At 73.2% G+C, this 20,173-nt stretch carries 19 protein-coding genes; 8 read left to right on the top strand and 11 right to left on the bottom strand.

Features of this window, described 5'->3' with window-relative positions; all coding sequences use genetic code 11:
• Window positions 1-116: 116 nt before the first annotated feature.
• Window positions 117-338, top strand: coding sequence for a hypothetical protein (locus tag NE234_RS26905; protein ID WP_252783437.1), 222 nt, complete (start codon window positions 117-119; stop codon window positions 336-338).
• A 129-nt stretch (window positions 339-467) separates the two neighbouring features.
• On the opposite strand, the gene NE234_RS26900 is transcribed toward NE234_RS26905, so the two are convergent.
• From NE234_RS26900 to NE234_RS26890, 3 genes are all read right to left on the bottom strand, one after another.
• Window positions 468-1,019 (bottom strand): histidine phosphatase family protein, encoded by a 552-nt coding sequence (locus NE234_RS26900; protein ID WP_252783436.1) that lies wholly within the window; start codon window positions 1,017-1,019, stop codon window positions 468-470.
• Window positions 1,020-1,352: 333 nt separating this feature from the next.
• Window positions 1,353-2,474, bottom strand: a complete 1,122-nt coding sequence (locus tag NE234_RS26895) for an epoxide hydrolase family protein (protein WP_252783435.1) — start codon at window positions 2,472-2,474, stop codon at window positions 1,353-1,355.
• A 52-nt stretch (window positions 2,475-2,526) separates the two neighbouring features.
• Window positions 2,527-3,852, bottom strand: coding sequence for an MFS transporter (locus tag NE234_RS26890; RefSeq protein WP_308206935.1), 1,326 nt, complete (start codon window positions 3,850-3,852; stop codon window positions 2,527-2,529).
• Window positions 3,853-4,050: 198 nt separating this feature from the next.
• Between NE234_RS26890 and NE234_RS26885 the strand changes: the two genes are divergently transcribed.
• Window positions 4,051-4,608 (top strand): CGNR zinc finger domain-containing protein, encoded by a 558-nt coding sequence (locus tag NE234_RS26885; protein ID WP_252783434.1) that lies wholly within the window; start codon window positions 4,051-4,053, stop codon window positions 4,606-4,608.
• On the opposite strand, the gene NE234_RS26880 is transcribed toward NE234_RS26885, so the two are convergent.
• The 4 genes from NE234_RS26880 to aroB are packed head-to-tail and all read right to left on the bottom strand — an operon-like array spanning window position 4,581 to window position 9,685.
• A complete protein-coding gene (locus NE234_RS26880; protein ID WP_252783433.1) occupies window positions 4,581-5,390 on the bottom strand; it encodes a class I SAM-dependent methyltransferase in 810 nt (269 codons plus the stop codon). The genes NE234_RS26885 and NE234_RS26880 overlap by 28 nt on opposite strands.
• A complete protein-coding gene (locus NE234_RS26875) occupies window positions 5,387-6,511 on the bottom strand; it encodes a sugar phosphate nucleotidyltransferase (RefSeq protein ID WP_252783432.1) in 1,125 nt (374 codons plus the stop codon). Before NE234_RS26875 ends, NE234_RS26880 begins: the two co-directional genes overlap by 4 nt.
• Window positions 6,512-6,530: 19 nt before the next feature.
• Window positions 6,531-8,513, bottom strand: coding sequence for a TIM barrel protein (locus NE234_RS26870; protein ID WP_252783431.1), 1,983 nt, complete (start codon window positions 8,511-8,513; stop codon window positions 6,531-6,533).
• Window positions 8,510-9,685 (bottom strand): 3-dehydroquinate synthase, encoded by a 1,176-nt coding sequence (aroB, locus tag NE234_RS26865; RefSeq protein WP_252783430.1) that lies wholly within the window; start codon window positions 9,683-9,685, stop codon window positions 8,510-8,512. Before aroB ends, NE234_RS26870 begins: the two co-directional genes overlap by 4 nt.
• 205 nt (window positions 9,686-9,890) lie before the next feature.
• Between aroB and NE234_RS26860 the strand changes: the two genes are divergently transcribed.
• Genes NE234_RS26860 through NE234_RS26845 form a run of 4 tightly spaced genes read left to right on the top strand, consistent with a single transcriptional unit; the run spans window position 9,891 to window position 14,592 of the window.
• Window positions 9,891-10,817, top strand: a complete 927-nt coding sequence (locus tag NE234_RS26860; protein ID WP_252783615.1) for an SDR family oxidoreductase — start codon at window positions 9,891-9,893, stop codon at window positions 10,815-10,817.
• Window positions 10,818-10,820: 3 nt separating this feature from the next.
• Window positions 10,821-12,245, top strand: coding sequence for a trehalose-6-phosphate synthase (locus tag NE234_RS26855; protein ID WP_252783429.1), 1,425 nt, complete (start codon window positions 10,821-10,823; stop codon window positions 12,243-12,245).
• Entirely contained in the window at window positions 12,206-13,513 is a 1,308-nt protein-coding gene (locus NE234_RS26850) for an aspartate aminotransferase family protein (RefSeq protein ID WP_252783428.1), read from the top strand. The genes NE234_RS26855 and NE234_RS26850 overlap by 40 nt, the downstream gene beginning before the upstream one ends.
• Window positions 13,510-14,592: an alcohol dehydrogenase catalytic domain-containing protein gene (locus NE234_RS26845; protein WP_252783427.1), complete on the top strand. Its 1,083-nt coding sequence runs from the start codon at window positions 13,510-13,512 to the stop codon at window positions 14,590-14,592. The genes NE234_RS26850 and NE234_RS26845 overlap by 4 nt, the downstream gene beginning before the upstream one ends.
• Window positions 14,593-14,701: 109 nt before the next feature.
• Here NE234_RS26845 and NE234_RS26840 read toward each other — a convergent pair whose 3' ends face one another.
• The 3 genes from NE234_RS26840 to NE234_RS26830 all read right to left on the bottom strand — a co-directional run bounded on the left by NE234_RS26840 (window position 14,702) and on the right by NE234_RS26830 (window position 17,586).
• Window positions 14,702-15,391: an HAD family hydrolase gene (locus NE234_RS26840; RefSeq protein ID WP_252783426.1), complete on the bottom strand. Its 690-nt coding sequence runs from the start codon at window positions 15,389-15,391 to the stop codon at window positions 14,702-14,704.
• A gap of 32 nt (window positions 15,392-15,423) precedes the next feature.
• Window positions 15,424-16,629, bottom strand: coding sequence for an MFS transporter (locus NE234_RS26835; RefSeq protein ID WP_252783425.1), 1,206 nt, complete (start codon window positions 16,627-16,629; stop codon window positions 15,424-15,426).
• Window positions 16,630-16,764: 135 nt separating this feature from the next.
• The gene (locus NE234_RS26830; protein ID WP_252783424.1) at window positions 16,765-17,586 is read right to left on the bottom strand and encodes a universal stress protein; all 822 of its coding nucleotides are present in this window, start codon (window positions 17,584-17,586) and stop codon (window positions 16,765-16,767) included.
• Window positions 17,587-17,815: 229 nt separating this feature from the next.
• On the opposite strand from NE234_RS26830, the gene NE234_RS26825 reads away from it, so the two are divergent.
• A complete protein-coding gene (locus NE234_RS26825; protein WP_252783423.1) occupies window positions 17,816-18,475 on the top strand; it encodes a response regulator in 660 nt (219 codons plus the stop codon).
• Entirely contained in the window at window positions 18,472-18,903 is a 432-nt protein-coding gene (locus tag NE234_RS26820; RefSeq protein ID WP_308206934.1) for a pyridoxamine 5'-phosphate oxidase family protein, read from the top strand. Before NE234_RS26825 ends, NE234_RS26820 begins: the two co-directional genes overlap by 4 nt.
• A 397-nt stretch (window positions 18,904-19,300) precedes the next feature.
• On the opposite strand, the gene NE234_RS26815 is transcribed toward NE234_RS26820, so the two are convergent.
• Entirely contained in the window at window positions 19,301-20,104 is an 804-nt protein-coding gene (locus NE234_RS26815; RefSeq protein ID WP_252783422.1) for a PIG-L deacetylase family protein, read from the bottom strand.
• Window positions 20,105-20,173: the final 69 nt, after the last annotated feature.

Here is a 20,173-nt window from a genome sequence, read left to right as displayed (position 1 = left end):
GGCCGCCGGTGACATCACGCGTGAGAGCCCACCGGCGGCCCGCCGGTCCGGGGCCCCTCTCTCAGCGTCTGACTGATGCTCGATAATGCACATTATGTCAAGTAAGGCGTCTGATATTGCATCAGCGGGTCGCCGCGATGTTCCTGCCGCTCTATGCTCAGCCGCTGGTCCGCATCGCCCGGCTCGAGGTGGACGCCGTCACTGAGAGCGCAGAGGGCATGTTCGTCAGACTGGGCGAGGTTCTCACCCCAGTCCCGGAACCCTTCGCCGCCATGCTCCGCACGCACCTAGCCAGCCTGCCCAACCTCCGCACGGGCTCCGGCGGCCGCAGCCCATGACTCTTCCCCAGCACCCGTGCTCGCCAGCATCTTCACCCACAGACGCTCATGGGCCGGATCCGGGACATAGGCATCGAACTCCAGGCCGCTCGAAACACAGCGCATGGTCGAAGGGACTTGCCCGGATCCTCACTTCAGGTGACTCACCGAAGCGATATCCAGCACCAGCTGATCTTGAAGCGTCGTGATCGCACAGGGCGGGATGCTCTCGAGCAACTGCGGCGCCAGCGCCTGGTCGCCGACCAGCGACCGCAGCAGATCCACGGTCACGCCGCCATGAGTGCAGATCGCGACCACCCCAAGCTCTGCTGGAACATCTCGGAGGGAGGAGCGGAACCGCTCACCGGCCTGCCACGACGTGTCGCCGGTCTGAGGTACGAAATGCCGATCACGGGCCGAGGCGGCCCACTCAATCAAGAACTCATCGAACGATTGCGATCCGTCCCAGTTCATGCGCTCCCGCAACCGCGGGTCCTCGCGGACGGGAGCGCTGATCACCGACGCGATCGCCTCGGCAGTCTCACGAGCTCGCCGCATCGGGCTGCTGAACACCGCAGTGACCCCGGCCCGGCCCAGCCAAACGGCAGCACGGTCAGCCTGCCAACGGCCAAGATCGGTCAATCCTGGGTCACCAGGCAGTCGCTCCTTCTCTCCGTGCTGCACCACATAGAAGATCGTCACAGCACGCAGGATCCCCCGCCAGCCTCAGGACAGCATCCGAATTCTCGCGGGAGATCGAACGGCGGCACCTGGTTTCGGCCGCCCCAAGGGGTCGCTCGGCTCTGAGCCAGGAATACCGGCAGGTCGAATATTGGAGCTCACCAGTAACTTGCTTCGAGCGCCTCCCTCACTGGAGGTGACTGACCGAAGGGTGGGCCACTGGGCACATGCGCTGGAGGTCGATTTGCACTCCCCTCCCCTGTCGGCATCTTCCCTTATGTGATTCGCCGGTAACCCGGGGGACGGACAGGGCCATCCCCTGGGCGCGGGCTTCCCAGGGGGTGGCACGGACAGTCAGCGGAACAGGCGGAAGAACCCGCGCACCTGCTGGACCAGCGACTCCGGCTGCTCCAGCGCGGCGAAGTGGCCACCATGCGGCAGTTCCTCGAACCAGCGCAGGTCGGTGAACCGCAGCTCGGCCTCCCGCCTCGACGGGCGGGTTATGTCGCGCGGGTAGACCGACAGCCCGGATGGCGCGGTCACCTTGTCCCGGAAGTTGGCGAAGCTCTCCCAGTACAGGCGCGCCGACGACGTGGCCGACGCGGTGAACCAATAGACCGAGATCTCGTCGAGGATCGTCTGCCGCGACAAGGCGTCCTCGGGATGGCCATTGTTGTCCGTCCACGCCCAGAACTTCTCGGCGATCCAGGCGGCCTGCCCCGCCGGGGAGTCGGTGAGGCCGTAGCCGAGCGTCTGCGGCCGGGTCGCCTGGATCGCCGAGTACCCCCGGCCGGTGCGCTGCATCTCCTTCTCGGCCTCGAGATTCGCCAGCTCCGCGGGCGTCGGGTCGTCGAACGTGCCCGCCGCCACGGATCCCAGGTTCAGGTGCACGCCGGCGACCCGCTCGGGCGCCACCTCGCCCAGCGCGCCGGACACCGCAGAACCCCAGTCACCGCCCTGCGCGCCGTATCGTTCGTAACCCAGCGAGACCATCAACGTGTCCCAGGCGCGCGCGATGCGAGTGATGCCCCACCCGGTCGTCGACGGCTTGTCACTCCAGCCGTACCCGGGCAACGACGGCGCGACCACGTGGAACGCGTCCGCCGGGTCCCCGCCGTGCGCGCGCGGGTCGGTCAGCGGGCCGAGGACCTCCAGGAACTCGAGCACCGAACCCGGCCACCCGTGCGTGAGCACGAGCGGGAACGCGTCCGGCTCCGGCGAGCGGACGTGCAGGAAGTGGATGCCCAGCCCGTCGATCGTGTCGCGGTACTGCGGGAACACGTTCAGCCGCTCGGCGAACCCGAAGTCGTAGTCCTCGGCCCAGCTGCGGCAAAGCTCCTGCGCATACGCCAGCGGCAAACCCTGTGACCAGTCGTCCACCGGCTCGCGCTCGGGCCACCGTGTCCGTCGCAATCGTTCCCGCAGGTCCGCGATCTCGGCTTCGGTGATGCTGACCTCGAATGGCTCGGCGGACATGGCAAGGCTCCTTACTGGTCAAGGCGTTATCGGATCAGATGCAGGTGGACCGTCATCGCGGGCTCCCCCGCGTTGCGTCGGGTTCGGGGCGGCGGTCGGCGGTAGGGCGCCGGGTCAGGCTGAGGACGAGTCCGGCCAGGGGGAATGCCGCGAGCACGGTGAGGGCCACCGGCACCGGCACGATGCCGGACAGGCCCGCGACAGCGGCCGGACCGATCCCGCCACCCAGGGCGTTCATGAAGTTGAGCAGGCCCTGTGCGGTGTCGCGGTCGTCCGCGGCGACCAGGTTCGGCGCGAGGCTCACCAGTACGGCTTGGGTGCCGGCGAACCCGCACACGGTCAACGCCGTGCCGCCGACGATCGGGATCGGCCCGGTGAAGATCGCGACCACGAGCACGCCGACGACGGTGAGTGCCGCAAGCCCGGCCGACACCTGCCAGCCGGTGAACCGGTCGGTCAAGGGGCCGACCAGCCGCCCGGCCGGCACCGAGCAGGCGGCGGCCGGGACCAAGAGCACGCCGGCTTCCAGGGGGCCACCGCCCGTGGCCTGCTCGATCAGGGACGGGGCGCGGAACAGCACCCCGTAGTAGCCGGCGAAGACGGTTCCGCCGATGAGCCCGGCCGCCAGGAAGCCGCGGGATGCGATCAGCCGCCGAGGCACGAACCCGTCGGGCGTGCTTCGCACGCGCCACCACAGTCCCACGGCGGCGAGCGCTCCGGCGGCAGCCACGACGAGCGTGACCGGAGCGGGCAGGCCGACCGAGTGTGCCTGCAGCAACGTGATCAAGGAGCCGGCGAGTACCGACAGCACGGCCGCGCCGGCGATATCGAGTCGCCCGGTCGAGCCGTTTCGCTCGCCGCTACCGCTCCGCGTCAGCGCGCGCCTACTCGGCAATGCGGCCGGCAGGAGGGGCAGCGCGAGGACCGGGATCGCGAGCACGGCACGCCACCCGAGCCATGCGGTCACCGCCCCGCCCAACAGTGTCCCGCACCCCGACGCCGTCGCGCTGGCGGCCGCGATGATTCCCAGGGCGCGGATCCGTTGCCGCCCGGGAAGGGCGGTGGCCGCAGCGAAGACGGCGATCACGGTCGCGCCCGCCCCGGCGCCGCCGATCAGTCGGCCGACGATCACGGCGGACAGTGTCGGCCCGGCTCCGGCGAGCGCGGAGCCCGCGGCGAGCGCCACGACCCCGGCGACGAGGACCTGGAAGGGGCTCCAGCGGACCAGCAGCCGACCCGCGACCGGCATCGCGAGCGCGGAGGTCAGCGACCATGCGGCGAGAATCCATGCGGTGGCCCCGAACGGCACCGCGAGTGCGCGGCCGATGGCCGGCAGGGCCACCGACGGCGCTCCCAGCGCCACGTACATCGGCAGCACGAGTATCCCCAAAGTCAGCCCCAGCCGACGCCCGTCCGGGGCGTCGGTTCGCCCTGGTGCCGGGGCCCCTCCAGACGGGATCGTCTGCGGCGTCGTTCCCTGACGGGTATGTTGTGACATGTTAAAGCTCCTTTGGGTGTAACGCTATGGGGCAGTGAGGAGATACGTCAAATGCAGGTTGCGTATTACAGTCCATTGGTGGTCCAGACGGCCGTGGACCTGGCCAACACCTTGAGGCCGATCAAGGGAGAGGACGCGCTCGAGACCGTGGAGCAGCTCCGGGACTTCCTTGACGACCATCCCGCGGCTGAGCCTCCGAGTTCGGCCGCGGACCAAGGGACCGGTCCGCGGCAGCTCACCCGCGCCGACCTGGCGGAAGTCCGCGCGTTGCGCGAGACGGTGCGTGAGGTGCTCGAACGGGCGAACACGGACGCGGACGCGGCTGCGGCTCTGATCAACGACGGTCTGCGTCGCAGCCGCGCCACTCCGGTACTGCGCCACGAGGACGACCGCTGGTGGACCGAGGTGACCTCCGGCACCGACCGCTGCTCGGCGCACCTTGCCGCGATTACGCTCAGCGCACTGGCCTCCGTGATCGCCACGCTCGGTCCCGCTCGTCTCGGCGTATGTGCCGGGCCGACCTGCCGGGCCACTTTCGTGGACCTCTCGCGCAACGGCTCGAAGCAGTACTGCACCCGAACCTGCGCACACCGGGCCAGCGTCGCGGCCTACCGGAGCCGGCGCAGCCCGCGTTGAGCGCCGGCCACTGGAAGGATGAGCCAGGCGCGGGAGTCGAACCAGACGCCGTCGTCGCTCAGGTGCGCGGACAGTTCTTCGCGCAGGCGCTCGAGGGCGCCGGCCGCGGCGGCGGGGTTCAGCCGTTTCAGTGTTTCGCCGGTGCAGGTGAAGCCGCGGACCCACTCGAGGGCGGCGGTCACGTCCGGGCCGTAGCAGACCGGTTCGTGGACGTCGGTGAAGGTGATGCCGGTGTATCCCGCGGTGTCCAGGATCCGCCGTACGGCCGGTGGGTCGGCGAGCGAGAACGGGTCCGGGCCGGTGGAGACGGCGGCCGGTCCCCCGGGGCCGGCGAGGGATCGGCGGACGGCGACGTCCCACTCGTTGCGTTCACCGGACTGCCAGACCATCATCACCAGGCGCCCGGCCGGGCGCAGCGCACGCTCGATGTTGGCGAACGCGGCGACGGGGTCGTCGAAGAACATCGTGCCGAACCTGCTGATCGCCAGGTCGAAGCGTTCCTGCGGGAAGCGGTGGGCCTGCGCGTCGGCGTGTTCGAACGTGACGTTGCGCAGCCCCTCCCCCAGGGCGAGTTCGCGGGCGCGCTCGATGGCGGGTGCGGACACGTCGACTCCGAGCGCGCCGCCTTCCCGTGCGGTGCGCGCGGCCTGCCGGGTCGTGTGCCCGGTCCCGCATCCGATGTCGAGGACGTGGTCGTGGGGCCGGATGTCGCAGGCGCGGCGCAGGACCTGGTCGTGCCGCTGCAGTTCGGCGTCGTAGCCGGTTCGGTGACCGGTGTTCACCGGGGCGGTACCCCGCCGGTGCGCAGGTGGGCGAGGCCGGTGCGGGTGCCGGTGACGTCCTCGCCGGCGGCGGCGATGGTGTCGCCCAGGCGCGCTCCGGCGCGTACGGTCGCTCCGGGCAGGATCACGGACCGGTCGATCTCGGCGCCGGGTTCGATGACGCAGCCGGGGAACAGCAGGCTGGAGCGGACGGACGCGCCCGGCGGGACCGTGACGTCCGCGCCGGTGAGGCTTTCATGCTCGGGGCGGTGGCGCGGGGCCGTGGCGGCGAGGGTCCGCGGAAGGGTTTCGGGCGGGAGCGGGAACGGCCGGTCGAGGAGTTTGAGCTGTTCGAGGTGGTAGCGCTCGACGGTGCCGATGTCGGCCCAGTATCCGGTGATCGGGTGGGCCAGGACGCGCCGGCCTTCGCGGATCATGTGCGGGAGCACGTCGCGGCTGATGTCGTGCTGCCAGCCGTCGTCGCCGAGTGCGGCCAGTGAGGTGAGGACCTCCTCCAGGACGTCGGCCTTGAAGAGGCAGAAGGCGGTGAAGACCAGGTCGGAGGTCGGTTCGGCGGGTTTTTCGACGAGGCGGCGTACGCGCAGGTCGTCGTCGACGTCGACCATGCCGAACAGGTGGACGAAGCGTCGTTCGATGCGCTGGACGCCGATGGTGACGTCGGCGTCGGCGGCGCGGTGCGCGGCGGCCATGGGCCCGTAGTCGTGGACGTAGACGTGGTCGGCGTGCTGGATGAGAACGTCGCGGGCGCCGGGCGCGAACAGGTACTCGGCGTTGTTCAGGAGGGCGTCGGCGGTGCCGGATTCGGGGGGCCGCGGGGGCAGGGTCTCCCCGGCGGTAAGGGGGCCGGAGCGGATGAGCCGGTCGTGGGGGCCGAAGTTGATGCGCACTCCCCTGCCGTCCCAGTGGGTGAGCAGGTGGTCGATGAGGTCGCGTTCGCGGTGGAGGGACAGCAGGACGATCTCCGGTACGCCGGAGCGGGCGGCGTTGGCGACGCTGAAGTCGACGAGGCGGCAGGAGGCGGCGTACGGGACGAGGGGTTTGCAGAGGGTGTCGGTGAGGTGGCCCATGCGTTCGCCGAGGCCGCCGGCGAGCAGTGCCGCGCGTACGTCGGGCAGGGTCATCGGATCCTCCTGCGGGTGATCACCAGGTGCGGCCCTGCGGGGCGTGCTGTGGGAGCAGGTCGCGCAGCAGCCGGGTGGAGACGTCGACGCTCTGTTCACGGGGCAGGAGCGCGTCTTCGTGTTCGACGTACAGGACGCCGTGGAAGTCCTCGTCGAGGAGCGCGGCGACGATGGCGGGCCAGGGCAGTTCGCCGGTGCCGAGGGCGCGGAAGCGGAACGCGGGTCCGGGGCCGTAGCGGGACCAGCCGGGGCCGCGCGGGGCTTCGACGGTGGTCTGGCGTTGCAGGTCCTTGGCGTGTGCGGCGCCGAGGTCGGTGCCCCAGCCGCGTACGGCGTCGACGGGGTCGTGGCCGGTGGCGGCGAGGTTGGCCGGGTCGAGGCAGATCTGCACGGTGGCGCGGGGTTCGGTGCGGGCGGCGGCGTCGAGGAGCCGGCGGGTGCTGGCGCGGTCGTAGGCGACCTGTTTGGGGTGGGGTTCGATGAGGAGGGTGATGCCGTGTTCGGCGGCGAGGGTGAGGATGGGGTGGGCGTGTTCGCACCAGGCGGTGATGTTGTCGTCCCAGGTGACGGTGCTGTGCCACCAGGACAGCCAGCGGGTGAGGTCGGGGACGCCGAGCATGAGGCGGGCGTGGGGGGCGCCGAGGTCGGCGGCGAGGCGGATGGTGTCCTGGGCGTGGCGGAGGGCGTGGTCGTGTTTGGCCTGGGGGGTGCCGTGCAGGACGGGGTCGGTGTGGGGGCCGTGGGGGCCGAGGAGGAGCTGGGTGTCGCGGCTGTTGGAGACGCAGCCGACGGTGACGCCGGTGAGGGCGGTGCGCAGGTCGGCGCGGTAGTCGGGGTCGTGTGACCAGCGGGTGAGGTCGAGTAGCCCGGTGGTGGTGTCGGTGGGCAGGTCGACGGTGTGGGCGCCGATGTGGGTGGCGTGCTGGAGGGCGGTGGTGAGGTCGGAGCCGCCCCAGGCGGCGAGGCACAGGCCGATGGTGATCTGGGGGTCGCCGGTGCGGGGGCGCGGTGGTGGCGGTTGTGGGGTGCGGTGTGGTGGCGGGTCGAGCTGGATGAGCCAGGCGGCGGTGCCGGCGGGGCCGTCGGGTGGGCGGGGTGGTCCGTCGCCGAGGGTGTGGTGCAGCGCGGCGTGGACGGTGGTGACGGGTTCGGTGATGGGGACGACGTGGTCGGCGTGGAGTTCGGCGCGGAGTCTGCGGTCGAGTTCGGTGAGGAGCGGGGGGCATTCGCGGAGCACTCCCCCGCCGGCGGCGACGGTGAGGGGGCCGGTGAGTCCGGCGCGGTCGCGTGCGGCGCGGACGCCGAGGACGAGTTCGTCGAGGGCCGCGGTGATGAGGGCGGTGGCGACCTCGTCGCCGTCGAGCCAGGCGGCGGTGACGGCGGGGGCGAGGGCGGCGACGGCGGCTTTGGGGAAGGCCGTGGCGGCGAGGCGGCGGGCGAGTTCGGCGGGGGTGTGGCCGTGGGCGGCGGTGAGGCGGGCGCCGATGGTGGTGGCCGGTCCCCTGCCGTCGTCGGCGCGGACGGCGGCGCGGAGGCCGGCGATGCCGAGGTCGTAGGCGCTGCCTTCGTCGCTGCCGAGGTATTCGCAGCCGCCGGCGCGGGCGAGGCGGGGGTGGTCGCCGGCGGCGATGAAGCCGGTTCCGGTGCCGCAGACGAGGGCGACGCCGCGGCCGTGGAGGGGTGGGGCGACGAGCCAGGGCAGGGCGTCGTTGGACAGGAGGAGGTGGCCGCGCAGGCCGGCGTCGCGGGCGAGGCGGCGCAGGCGGTCGGGTTCGGTGCCGGGGTCGGTGAGGTCGACGGTGGCGGTGGCGAGCCATCCGGTCGCGGGTGCTCCGTCGAGGGATCGGGCGATGTCGTGGAGGAGGGTGCGCAGGGTCCGGTCGGCGGTGTCGGGTCCGGTGGAGGCGTGGTTGATCGGGCCGTAGGTGGTGATGGCGCCGGTGCCGGGGTGGAGCGCGGTGGTGGTGGTGCCGCCGGCGTCGGCGGCCCACAGCGCCGTCATGGGCGGCCTGCCGGGAGGTCGTCGGCGGTGGTGCGCAGGAGGGCGGCGCGGACCTCGTCTTCGGTGACGTCGTCGACGATCAGGGTGGTGCCGAGTTCGAGGGGGAGCACGAAGCGGAGGCTGCCGTCGCGGATCTGGCGGATCTTCCCGAGTGCGGCGAGGACGTCGTCGATGGGGGGTTCGGCGCGGAGCTGGTGGAGGCGTACGGGGAGGTTCAGGGCGGTGAGGAGGTGAGTGATGCGGTCGGCGGTGGCGGGGTCGAGGAGGCCGCGGGCGCGGGAGATGTCGGCGGCGATGACCATGCCGAAGGCGACGGCCTCGCCGTGCAGGACGGGGCCGTATCCGGTGGTGGTCTCGACGGCGTGGCCGACGGTGTGGCCGAAGTTGAGGGGGCGGCGCAGGTCGTTCTCGTAGGGGTCGCGGCCGACGAGCTGGGATTTGATGGCGCCGGCGGCGCGGACGAGGGTTTCGGTGGCGGGGAGGCGGTGGTGGAGGAGGTCGTCGGCGTGGGTCTCGATGAAGTCGAAGTACTCCGGGGAGGCGATGACGGCTTTTTTGACGGCTTCGGCGAGGCCGGCGCTGGTCTGTCTGGTGTCGAGGGTGTCGAGGTGGGTGAGGCAGGAGATGACGGCGCGTGGCTGGTGGAAGGCTCCGACGAGGTTCTTGGCGGAGTTGTGGTCGACGGCGACCTTGCCGCCGATGGCGGCGTCGACCTGGGCGAGGAGGGTGGTGGGGACGTTGATGTAGGGGACGCCGCGCATGTAGGCGCTGGCGACCCAGCCGACGGTGTCGATGATCATGCCGCCGCCGAGGGCGATGATGACGTCGCGGCGGGCGAGGTCGAGTTGGGAGAGCCAGTCGAGGAGGAGGTAGGCGGTGTCGAGGGTCTTGCTGCGCTCCCCCGGTGGGACGGCGATGGTGCCGAGGAGCAGTCCGTGCTGCCGGAGGGTGCGGGTGAGGTCGTCGTAGGGGGGCAGGGCGGCGACGGTGCGTTCGGTGATGACGGCGGCGCGGCGGCCGTCGAGTTCGTCGAGGATCGCCTGGAGGGCCTTGTGCGGATCCGCTGTGACGTGGATGCGGTAGGTGTCCTGGCGTTCGTGGGTGACCTGGAGGGCCGACGGGGTCGTGGAGAGAGGGATACGGTCGCGAACGATATGCCCGTTTACGGCCATCTTCCTTCCTTACTTAGATCAACCAAATGTGTCGGAGTTACCCTCATGGGGCGCACGATAACCTTTTGATGGCTGCGTTTGGCAAACGTCAGATTTGTCAATGATGTGAGCTGATGCGCAGATCTGATGGCGCCGGGTGCGCCGGCCGGCCAGGCCTCGAGGGGAACGCCACGCGCGGCGCGCGGGAGGTCCCGGGGTGCTGACGATGGTCGTGGGAAGCGGTTACCTCGGCGGGCACATCGGCGCGCGGATCCGCGCGCTCGGCGGTGAGGCGGTCCTGTGCTCCCGGCGGCCGCCGGCGGCGCGGTCCGCCGCGGGCCTGCGGTGGTACGAGCTCGACGTGCGCGACCCGCGGGCGTGCCGGGACCTGGTGCGCCGCGTGGCGCCGGACTCCCTCGTCGTCGTGCACGGCCCGTCCGACATCACCTGGTGCGAGCGGCATCCGGACGAGGCGATGGCCGCGCACGGCGCGGGCGCGGTGAACCTGGCGGCCGCCGCCGGGGGGCTGCCGGTGCTGCTGATCTCGACGGACAACGTGTTCCCCGGGGCCCGGGACAGTTACGGCGAGTCCGATGAGGTCGCGCCCGCCAACGCCTACGGCCGGGCGAAGCTGTCGGCCGAGCGGACGCTGCTGGACACCGGGTCGGCGCTGGTGCTGCGGGTCAGCCTGGTGTACGGCTGGGATCCCGACGGGCACCGCCCCAACTACTTCACGACGTGCGTGCGGGCGCTGCGCGCGGGACGTGTGGTGGAGGCCCCGGAGGACCACTGGAACACCCCGGTGCTGGTCGACGACGTCGCCGCCTGGTCGGCGGAGCTGGTCCGGACGCGGCGGACCGGAGTGCTGCACCTGGCCGGGCCCGAGCGGCTGTCGCGGTACGCGTGGGCGCGCCGGATCGCCGCGGGCCTGGGCCTGCCGGAGGGCCTGGTCCGTCCCGTCGCGCAGGCGGGCACGGCGTACGCGTGCCGGCCGCGGAACGCCTGCCTGCACAGTGAGCGGGCGGCGGGCCTGCCGGAGCTGGCCGGTCTGTGGCCGGTCGATGTGGACGAGGGCGCCCGGCGCCTGGCCCCGGTGGCGTTCGCCGCCGGTGGGCCTCCTGTCGTCCCCGCCCCCCGACCCGTGAAGGAGTGAGAGTTGAGCAAGCGGGTGTTCCTCGCCAGCAAGCGCGCCGTCGTCACGTACGCGCCCGATCCGGAGACCGGGGCGTTGCGCGCGTGGCTGGCGCCCGGCGGGACCGGGAACGTGGTCGCCGAGCAGGCCGGGTACCTGGACGTGGCGTGGATCGTGAGCGCGGACAGTGACGCGGACCACCGGGCGGCGCTGGAGAATCCCGAGGGGATGCGGATCGAGCTGCCGTCGGGGCGCGGGGTGCGGCTGCACCAGTTGCGGCACGACCGTGAGACGTTCCGCGTGGTGCAGGACTTCTTCACCGCCGAGCTGATGTGGGCGGGTAACAACTACGGCTGGGACCGGTGGACGCGGCCGTCGTTCGGGGCGGAGACGCGGGCGGCGTGGGAGAGGTTCGGGGAGTTCACCGAGGACTTCGCCGGGGAGCTGCTGCGGCGTTCGGAGGGTGAGCCGGATCCGGTGTTCCTCGTCCACGACTACCAGCTGGTGCGGGTGCCGCAGCGGCTGCGGGCGGGGCGGCCGGACGCGCCGATCCTGTTGTTCGTGCACATCCCCTGGCCGTCCGCGGACTACTGGCGGATCCTGCCGAAGGAGGTACGGACGGGTGTGCTGGAGGGGATGCTGGCGGCGGACGTGATCGGGTTCTTCGCGCGCCGGTGGTCGGCGAACTTCCTGGCGTGCGTGGCCGACCTGCTGCCCGACGCCGAGGTCGACGCGGCCGCCGGCACCGTACGGCGGGGCGGGCACGTGACGCGGGTGTGCACGCAGCCGCTGGGGTACAGTCCCGAGACGCTGCACCGCCGGGACGCGCGGCTGCCCGGCGGGATCGCCGAGTGGGCCGGTGACCGGCCGCTGGTGGTGCATTCGGGCCGCACCGATCCGATCAAGAACGCCGAGCGCGCCGTACGGGCGTTCGTCCTGGCCGTGGAGGCGAACGAGCGGCTGCGCGGGACGCGGATGCTGGTGCGGATGAACCCGAACCGGCTGTACGTGGAGGCCAACGACGCCTACCGGCGGCGGGTGGAGGCGGCGGTGGCCGAGGCGAACGCGAAGCTGGGCGCGGACACCGTGCGGACGCACTGCGACAACGACGTCGGTCACACGTTCGGGTGTTTCGAGCGCGCGGACCTGCTGGTGTTCAACTCCACGGTGGACGGCCAGAACCTGAGCGTGTTCGAGGCGCCGCTGGTGAACGAGCGGGACGCCGACGTGGTCCTGTCGGAGATGGCGGGCGCGGCGGAGATCCTGGGGCCGGTGTGCCGGACGGTGAACCCGTTCGATCTGGCCGAGCAGGCCGAGGCGATCGCGGCGGGGCTGCTGGCCGGGCCGGCCGAGCGGGCGGAGGCGGCGCGCCGGCGGCGGGACACGGCGCGGCCGTGGACGCTGGAGGCGTGGGTGACCGCGCAGCTCACGAGCCTGGGCGCGGCGTGATGGGCGCCGGTTCCGGCGCGCAGGCGTTCGCGTACTACGAGCTGGGCGATGTCCGGCTGGTGCACGGCGAGGGCGTGCGGGTCTGGGACGAGAACGGCCGTGAGTACCTGGACTGCGTGGCCGGGACGTTCAACCTGGTGCTGGGGCACAACCATCCGGCGGTGCTGGCAGCGGTGCGGGGTCAGCTGGAGGACCTGGTGTTCGCCAGTTCCTCGTTCCGCACCGAGCCGACCGACCGGGTGATGGAGCTGCTGGTGGAGCTGAGCCCGCCGGGGCTGACGCGGGTGAACCTGCGCAGCTCGGGCGGGTCGACGGCGAACGAGGGCGCCATCAAGATCGCCCAGTGGGTGACAGGGCGGCGGGACGTGATCGTGCCGTTCCGGGGGCATCTGGGGCAGAGCATGGCCACGGCCAGTTACAACGGGACGTCGCGGATGCGGGCTCCGTTCCCGTACCACCTGCCGGGGGCGGTGCACGTCCCGGACCCGTACTGTTTCCGGTGTTTCTACCGGCAGACGCCGGACCGGTGCGGGATGTGGTGCGTGGACCGCATCGAGGACTTCCTCACCTACGCCAGTTCCGGCAGCGTCGCCGCGATGATCATCGAGCCGATCAGCGGGGTCGGCGGGAACGTCGTCCCTCCCCCGGGCTACCTGCGGCGGCTGCGGGAGTTCTGCGACGAGCGCGGCATCATCCTGATCTTCGATGAGAACCAGACGGGCCTGGGGCGCACGGGCCGGCTGTTCGCGGCCGAGCACTTCGGCGTCGAACCGCACATCATGACGGTGTCGAAGGGGCTGACGGGCAGCGGCCTGCCGCTGGCCGCGATCCTCACCGAGGAGCGCCTGGTCGGGATGCCGCGTTCGATGCACGGGTTCACCTACGGCAGTCACACGCTGTCGGCGGCGGCCGCGGTGGTGACGCTGCAGGAGGTGCGCCGGCCGGAGTTCCTCGCCGGGGTGCGCGCGTCGGGCGGTGTGCTGCTCGAGCGGCTGCGGGCGCTGCGCTCGGACTTCCCGTGCGTCGGGGACGTGCGCGGTGTCGGGCTGATGCTGGGCGTGGAGCTGGTCGAGCCGGACGGGGCCCGCTCCCCCAGGCTGGCCACCGCGCTGAACAAGGCCCTGTACGACCGGGCGGTGATCACGCGGGTGTCGGAGCACGGTCTGGGCAACGTGATCGAGCTGAGGCCGCCGCTGGTGCTGTCGGTGGAGGACGCGGGCCTGGTCGCCGACCGGTTCGGTGAGGCGCTGGAGACGCTGCGGACGTGAGCGCGGTCCCGGGAACGGGCCCGGCGGCGCCGGGGCCGCTGAGCGTGGAACTGACGGGGTCGGGGCCGCGGCTGTCGCGGGCCCGGCCCCGCCGCCCGGACGGCGCGGAGACGGTCCTGGTCGAGCCCCTGGTCGTCGGAGTCTGCCGCTCGGATCTGAAGGAGATCGCCGGGCGGCGGCCGGGGCCGAGCCAGTTCGGTCACGAGCTGGTCGGGGTCGTCGCGCGCAGTTCGACGCCGCGGCTGCCGGTGGGCGCGCGGGTCTGCCTGGACCCGAACGTGCCCGTCGCGCGGGGAACCGGGTTCGCGCGCGCCATGTGGGTGGGCGGGGACGCCGAGGCGCTGACGCGGGCGCTGCCGCTGGCGCCCGCCGGGGTCGTCGAGCGCCGTCTGGTGTTCGCCGAGCCGCTGGCGTGCGCGGCGCACTGCCTGACCATGGCGCGGCGGCACCGGGGCGGCGCCGGCCTGCGGGGCGCGTCGGTGTGCGTGCTGGGCGCGGGGACGGCGGGTGTCTTCATCGCCCGGCTGGCCGAGGCCGGCGGTGCCCGCGTCCTGCTGGCGAACCGGGACGCCGACCGGCTCGCGTTCCTGATGGCGCGGCGGATGCTGCCCGCGGGCGGCGGCGTGCCGCTGTCCGAGCTGTCCGCGTTCCCCGGGACCACCGGGCCGGTGGAGGGGCCGGCCGGGGGGCACGACGTGGTGGTCATCGCCACGAGCTTCGTGCTGCCGGAGCTGCTGGAGCAGGCGCTGCGGCTGGTCCGCCCGGGCGGGCTGGTGATGCTGTACGGGGGTACGGCCGCCGGTGACCGGCTGCCCGGCCTGGACTGCGACCTGGACCGGGTACGGCGTGGGGAGCTGGTGGAGGCGGTGTCGTGGCGGGGCCGGCCGGTGCGGGTGGGCGGGAGTTACGGCACGACGCCCGAGGATTTCACGGTGGCGTTGCGCGCCCTGTCGGAGTTTCCGGACGGGCTCGGCGTGGAGCGGCTGATCACGGCGGAGGTGCCGTTGCGGGAGCTGCCGGCGGTCCTGCGGCGCCTCGCCGCCGGGCGGTGCTTCGGGAAGGTGCTGGCGCGCCCCTGACCGCCCGGCCGGACCGGTGGCCGCGCTCGATGACCGGGCGCGGCGGCCGGGGTCGGCCGTGGGGCCGGTGGCGTACCGGCCCGTGGCGGGCAGGCGGGGCCGGGACCGGTCAGCGGGCCAGCCGCAGGACCGCGGCCAGGCCCCGGGCCGTGTCGGCTGACCGTTCGCTGGGCAGCAGGTAGACGGGCAGCCCGGCGCGTACGGCCGCGCCGTCCTTGACGGGGTCGTCGCCGACGTACAGGACCCGCCCGGTGGGGGCGCCCAGGCGTTCGCAGGCCAGGGTGAACAGCGCGGGGTCGGGTTTGGCGATGCCGTGCTCGCAGGACAGCACCACGGTGTGCAGGGTGTCGAGGGCGCCGGCGCGGGCGAACGCCGGGCGGATGTCCCAGCCGATGTTGCTGAGCACTCCGGTGCGGACGCCGTGGTCGCGCAGGGCGCGCAGCACCGGGACGGTGTCGGGGTAGGGCCGCCAGGCGTGCGGGTCGGTCAGGCAGGCGTAGACCGCCTCGACGAGCGGGGGCTCGAACGGGCCGGCGTCGGCGATCAGCGTGGTCCAGGTCGTGCGGTGGGCCTGCGGTGACAGGTCGCATCCCTCGCGGGCGGCGAAGCCCTCGGGTGAGTCGACGTGGCGCAGGGTCCGCCGGATCACGTCGGCGGCCGCGGCCGGGTCGAGGCGTACGCCGTGGCGGGCGGCGGCCGTGGCGAGGGAGGCCGGGTCCAGCACCCCGGTGTCGTCGAACAGGGTGCCGGAGAAGTCGAACAGAACGGCTTCGACACGGGCGTCGGCGAGATCATCCACGGCGCCAGCATAGGGCGGTGGGCGCGGTGGGGTCAGGCGTCGGCGTGGTCGGGGGCCGGGCGCGCGGCCGCCGGGGCGGTGAACCCGCTGAGGCGCAGCAGCGGCGGGGTGAGGGCGGTCAGGGCGGCGGCCAGGGCGGCGACCGCGACCATGGCGCCGCGCAGGCCGGTGGCGTCGGCCCACAGGCCGACGTAGACGGGGCCGAGGAGGAAGCCCATGTAGGAGACGGTGCCGACGATCGACGTGGCGCGGCCCCGGTAGGCCTCCTCGACGTTGCGGGACACGACGCCCAGGAGAGTGGGGAACAGCACGGCGGTTCCGGCGCCCCCCAGGACGAGCCCGACGGCGGCGGTGAGCAGGTTCGGGGAGGCCGCGATGACCAGCGCACCGAGCGTGGCGGTGACGGCGCCGCCGAGCAGGACGGTCCGGGCGTGGGCGTCGCCGAGCCCGCCCAGGGAGAACCGGGTGATGGCGACGGTTCCGGCGAAGAGGGCGGGGGCGACCGTGGTGAGCCACGCCCCGGCGTGCAGTTCGTCCTGGGCGAAGACCGCGCTCCAGCTCTGGTGGGCGTTCTCGCTGGCGAACGCGAGCGTGCCCAGCACCCCGATGAGCAGCAGGGGAAGGAGCCGCGACCGGGTGACCACGGCCGGCCCCGGCGCTGTGGACCGTTCCTCGGCGCCGTCGGCGGCGCCTGCGGTGTCGGTGGCGCCTGCCGGCAGGGCGATGAACAGGGCCGCGCCGGCGGCGACGGACAGGGCGGCGACGGCGGCGAATGGTACGGCGAGCGGCCAGGACGCGGCGGAGGCGGCGCCGGTGGCCAGGCTGGTGAGGACGACCAGGGCGGAGAAGGTCCCGTGGGCGCGGGTGATGACGGGCCGTCCGGCGGTCTTCTCGGCCCGGCCCGCGACCGCGTTCATGGCCACGTCGGCCGCGCCGCTGGAGGCGCCGGCGACGGCGAGGCCGACGCACAGGGAGGGCAGGTCGACCGCGGTGAGGGCCAGGGCGGCGCCGACGAGACCGAGGAGGGTGATGACGGCGGCGGAGACCCGCAGGCCCCAGCGGTCGAGCGCCCGGCCGATGAGCATCATGGCCGGCAGGGCGCCGGCGCCGACGAACAGCAGGGCGAAGCCGAGCTCACCGTCGGTCACTCCGGCCTGGTCCTGGACCCGGGGCACCGACGCGCCCCAGACCCCCCAGAACGAGCCGAACGCGGCGAATGCGGTGAACGCCGAGAGCACCAGGCTGCGTGGCGAGGTAATGACGACTCCTTCGGCCCGTGTCGGTCAGCATCCGGAAGTGATCACGGTACCGAAGCGTGCCGTCCTCCGCCCGGCGTTGTTCCCCACTGCGCCCGGTTCGTCCCAGGGCCGGGGTCAGCGGCGTACGACGACGGGGCAGTCGGCGTGGTGCAGGACGGTCTGGCTGACCGAGCCGAGCAGCAGGCCGCGGAAGCCGCCTCTGCCGCGGGAGCCGACGACGAGCAGGTCCGCGCCGGTGGAGGCGTTGATCAGGGCTTCGGCGGGGTGGCCGGGCATGGTGACGAGGTCGGCGGGCAGGTCCGGGAAGCGCCGGCCGTGCCGTTCGATCGCCTCGGCGATGCCCGGGTCGGCGCCGCCGGTGGCGTCGCCGGTGGCGTGGATCGCGGTCAGTTCGGCCCCGCGCAGCGCCGCCTCCTCGAACGCGTAGGCGAGGGCGTCCAGGGAGGCGGTGGAGCCGTCGACGCCGGCGACGATCCGCTGCGCCTTGTGCGGGCGGCCGCGTACGACGACGACGGGGCAGGCGGCGCGGGCGGCGAGTTCGACGCCGGTGGAGCCGACGAGGAGGGTCCCGACGGCGCCGAGCCCCCGGGAGCCGACGACCATGAGTGAGGCGTGGGCGGCCTGCTGGAGCAGGACGGGGACGGGTGAGCCTTCGAGGATGACGGATTCGACGGTGACCTCGGGCGCGCGGGCCCGCGCGCGGTGCTCGGCGGTGCGGGCGACCTGGTCGGAGGACTCTTTGAGGTAGTTCAGTTCCGAGCCGAGGATGGGCGCGCCCAGGGGCGCGTACGGCATCGGCAGGACGAACACGTGGACGATGCGCAGCGGGGCGTGGCGCAGGCGTGCCTCCTCGGCGGCCCACTCGGCCGCGGTGAGGCTCTCCTCGGAGCCGTCGACGCCGACGATCAGGGGGGCGGTTCCGGTCTGGTCGTGCATGGGGACCTCCTCTGGGTCGTCTTCAGCTCATCAGGGCGGGTACGGGACGGGGCAGGGACCAACGGCCCGCGGCGACGCGGCCATGGGCCCTCACCGGGCGGGGCGGCGGGGGCGGGTGCCGGCGCGGGAAGGGTCTTTGGTCCTCGGTTTCGGGGGCGTGCCGCCCTGCCGCCCGGGCGGGATCGGTGCCTAGCGTGAGGCGTCTGCAGGAGAGCGGAGGCGAGGCGGGATGACCGTCCGGGTGTTCTTGCTGGATGATCACGAGGTCGTCCGGCGGGGGGTGGCGGCCCTGCTGTCCTCCGAGTCCGACATCGAGATCGTGGGTGAGGCGGGCACCGCCGAGCAGGCGCTGGTGCGGATCCCGGCGGCGCGCCCGGACGTGGCCGTGCTGGACGTGCGGCTGCCCGACGGTGACGGTGTCAGCGTGTGCCGGGAGGTCCGGTCGCGCCTGCCGGAGGTGGCGTGCCTGATGCTGACGTCCTTCTCCGACGAGGAGGCGCTGTTCGACGCGGTGATGGCCGGGGCCGCGGGGTATGTGCTCAAGCAGATCCACGGGTCGGACCTGGTCAGCGCGGTGCGGACGGTCGCGTCCGGGCAGTCGCTGCTGGATCCGCGCAGCACCGCGCAGATGCTGCAGCGGCTGCGGGAGCGGCAGACCCGCAAGGATCCGCTGGCGGCCCTGTCGACGCAGGAACGCCAGATCCTGGAGCTGATCGGTGAGGGCCTGACGAACCGGCAGATCGGCGAGCGCCTGTTCCTGGCGGAGAAGACGGTGAAGAACTACGTGTCGAACCTGTTCTCCAAGCTGGACATGCGCCGCCGGACGCAGGCGGCCGCGTTCGTGGCGCAGCTGAAGGCGGCCGAGGGCCGCGAGCCCCGTGCCGAGTGAGGCCGTGCTGGACTCCGGCGGCCTGGAAATCGGGCCGGCAGGAGTGCCCGGCGCTGCTGGGCACCGTCCCGATCGGCCGGATCGTGTTCACCGACCGGGCGTTGCCGGCGGTGCAGCCGGTGAACTTCGCGCTCAGCGGCGGGGACGTCGTCATCCGCACCACGGCGGGGTCGAAACCGGCGGCGGCCGCCCGCGGTGTGGTCGTCGCGTTCGAGGCCGACGAGTTCGACCCGGTGACCCGTACGGGCTGGTCGGTGGTGGTGACCGGACCGGCCCGTGTCGTCTCACGGCCCGGTGAGCTGCGCCGGTTGCGCGGCCTGCGGCTGCCGGTGTGGGCGCCCGGCGAGCGCGGCGACCACCTGGCGATCACCCCGGGGCTGGTGGCAGGACGGCGGACCCCTGTGGTGGACGCCGGCCCGGCGGCCTGAGGGCACCGGGTCCGCGTCCGGAGGCCGGCGGATGATTGGACGGCCGGGCGGGGGCTGGTCGAGCCGGCCGGACGGTGCCCGCTCCCCCGGGCCGGCCATCGCGCGCTAGGGAAGCCCTACCAGCCGCACGAGGTCGCCTACCTGGAGGAGTTCTTCTACAAGTCGCGCTCTGTGGCGGGCTCCCGGTAGTCCGGGCTACCACCGGGCCTCCGACGAGTCCTTGGCCTCACAGCCCTGGTCGGCCCGGCGGTGCTCGCGGGCGGTCGCGCGCTCGGCCCCGGTACGGCGATGACCGGGCCGCTCATGACGGCTCGTCCGTTGTACGGGCGTCGTCGCCCGGCGCGGCGCTGGCGGATCGGGAACCGGCCGGCCCGCTCCCGGACCTTTCGCAGAAGCGTCACGAGCTCTTCCGGGCGGGATCGACGGCCGGTGTGGCTGCGGCGGGTGCGGTGGCCGGCGCGGCCGGTGCGGTGGGCGCGGGAGGCACGAGCCGGCGCAGCCACTCGCGGTCGCCCTGGAGGGCGAGGCGGGCGCGCTGTGGGCGGTCGCCGTCGTGCTGGCTGCGGTGCGCGCGGGCGGCCTGCAGCTGGATCCGCCGGTCGACCCGCACCTCGACGTCGATGCGGGAGTACAGGTCGCCGCTCATCGGCGGGCCGCCGGCGTGCCGCGTCGCCCGGGCCAGGTCGTGCGGGAGCGTCCAGGCCAGGACCGGGATGCCGCGTTCGCGTCCGGCGTGGACGGCCGCGCGGGCGGCCGTGCGTTCGGTGCCGCGCCCGTCGACGGTGAGCAGGAGGTCGGCGTCCCATTCGGTGAGCGCGCGGGTGATGTGCTCGGTGAGCTCCTCGATCGGGTGGCCGCTCAGCCCGTCGTCGGGATAGTCGATCAGGGTGCGGTGCTCGGCGCGCAGGACGGCGGTGGCCGCTTCGAACTCCCGGGGGCGGATGGTCTCCAGGCGGCACAGCGAGTCGTTGTAGGGGGATCTCTCCCCGTGGGTGAAGCACAGCACGCCGATGCGGGCGCCACGGGAGCGGAAGGCGTCCAGGACGGCGCCGAGGTACCAGGTCTCATCGCCGGGGCGGGCGACCACGGCCAGGACGCGGCGGGCCGGCGGCAGTTCGGTGGCCGGCCGGCGGGGCCGGGACGCCGCCGCGCGCGGATGCGGGGTCCTGGCCGCTGGCGTGCTGATCGTGGTGGTGCTCATCGGGCGGCTCCCTGTCCGGGTGATCGGTCTACGTCGATGATCTCCGTGCGGCGGTGGGGCGGGCAGTGG

The organism is Actinoallomurus rhizosphaericola, assembly GCF_024055675.1.
GTDB classification, from domain to species: domain Bacteria; phylum Actinomycetota; class Actinomycetes; order Streptosporangiales; family Streptosporangiaceae; genus Actinoallomurus; species Actinoallomurus soli.
The sequence above is the reverse complement of the archived record's forward strand: the minus strand, read 5'-3'. Positions and strand labels throughout refer to the sequence as shown.

Coding starts and splice junctions, on each gene's coding strand:
- NE234_RS26895 (WP_252783435.1), bottom strand. CDS start 2,474: ATGTCCGCCGAGCCATTCGAGGTCAGCATCACCGAAGCCGAGATCGCG.
- NE234_RS26875 (WP_252783432.1), bottom strand. CDS start 6,511: ATGACCCTGCCCGACGTACGCGCGGCACTGCTCGCCGGCGGCCTCGGC.
- NE234_RS26870 (WP_252783431.1), bottom strand. CDS start 8,513: ATGACGGCGCTGTGGGCCGCCGACGCCGGCGGCACCACCACCACCGCG.
- aroB (WP_252783430.1), bottom strand. CDS start 9,685: ATGGCCGTAAACGGGCATATCGTTCGCGACCGTATCCCTCTCTCCACG.
- NE234_RS26860 (WP_252783615.1), top strand. CDS start 9,891: ATGGTCGTGGGAAGCGGTTACCTCGGCGGGCACATCGGCGCGCGGATC.
- NE234_RS26830 (WP_252783424.1), bottom strand. CDS start 17,586: ATGCACGACCAGACCGGAACCGCCCCCCTGATCGTCGGCGTCGACGGC.
- NE234_RS26825 (WP_252783423.1), top strand. CDS start 17,816: ATGACCGTCCGGGTGTTCTTGCTGGATGATCACGAGGTCGTCCGGCGG.
- NE234_RS26815 (WP_252783422.1), bottom strand. CDS start 20,104: ATGAGCACCACCACGATCAGCACGCCAGCGGCCAGGACCCCGCATCCG.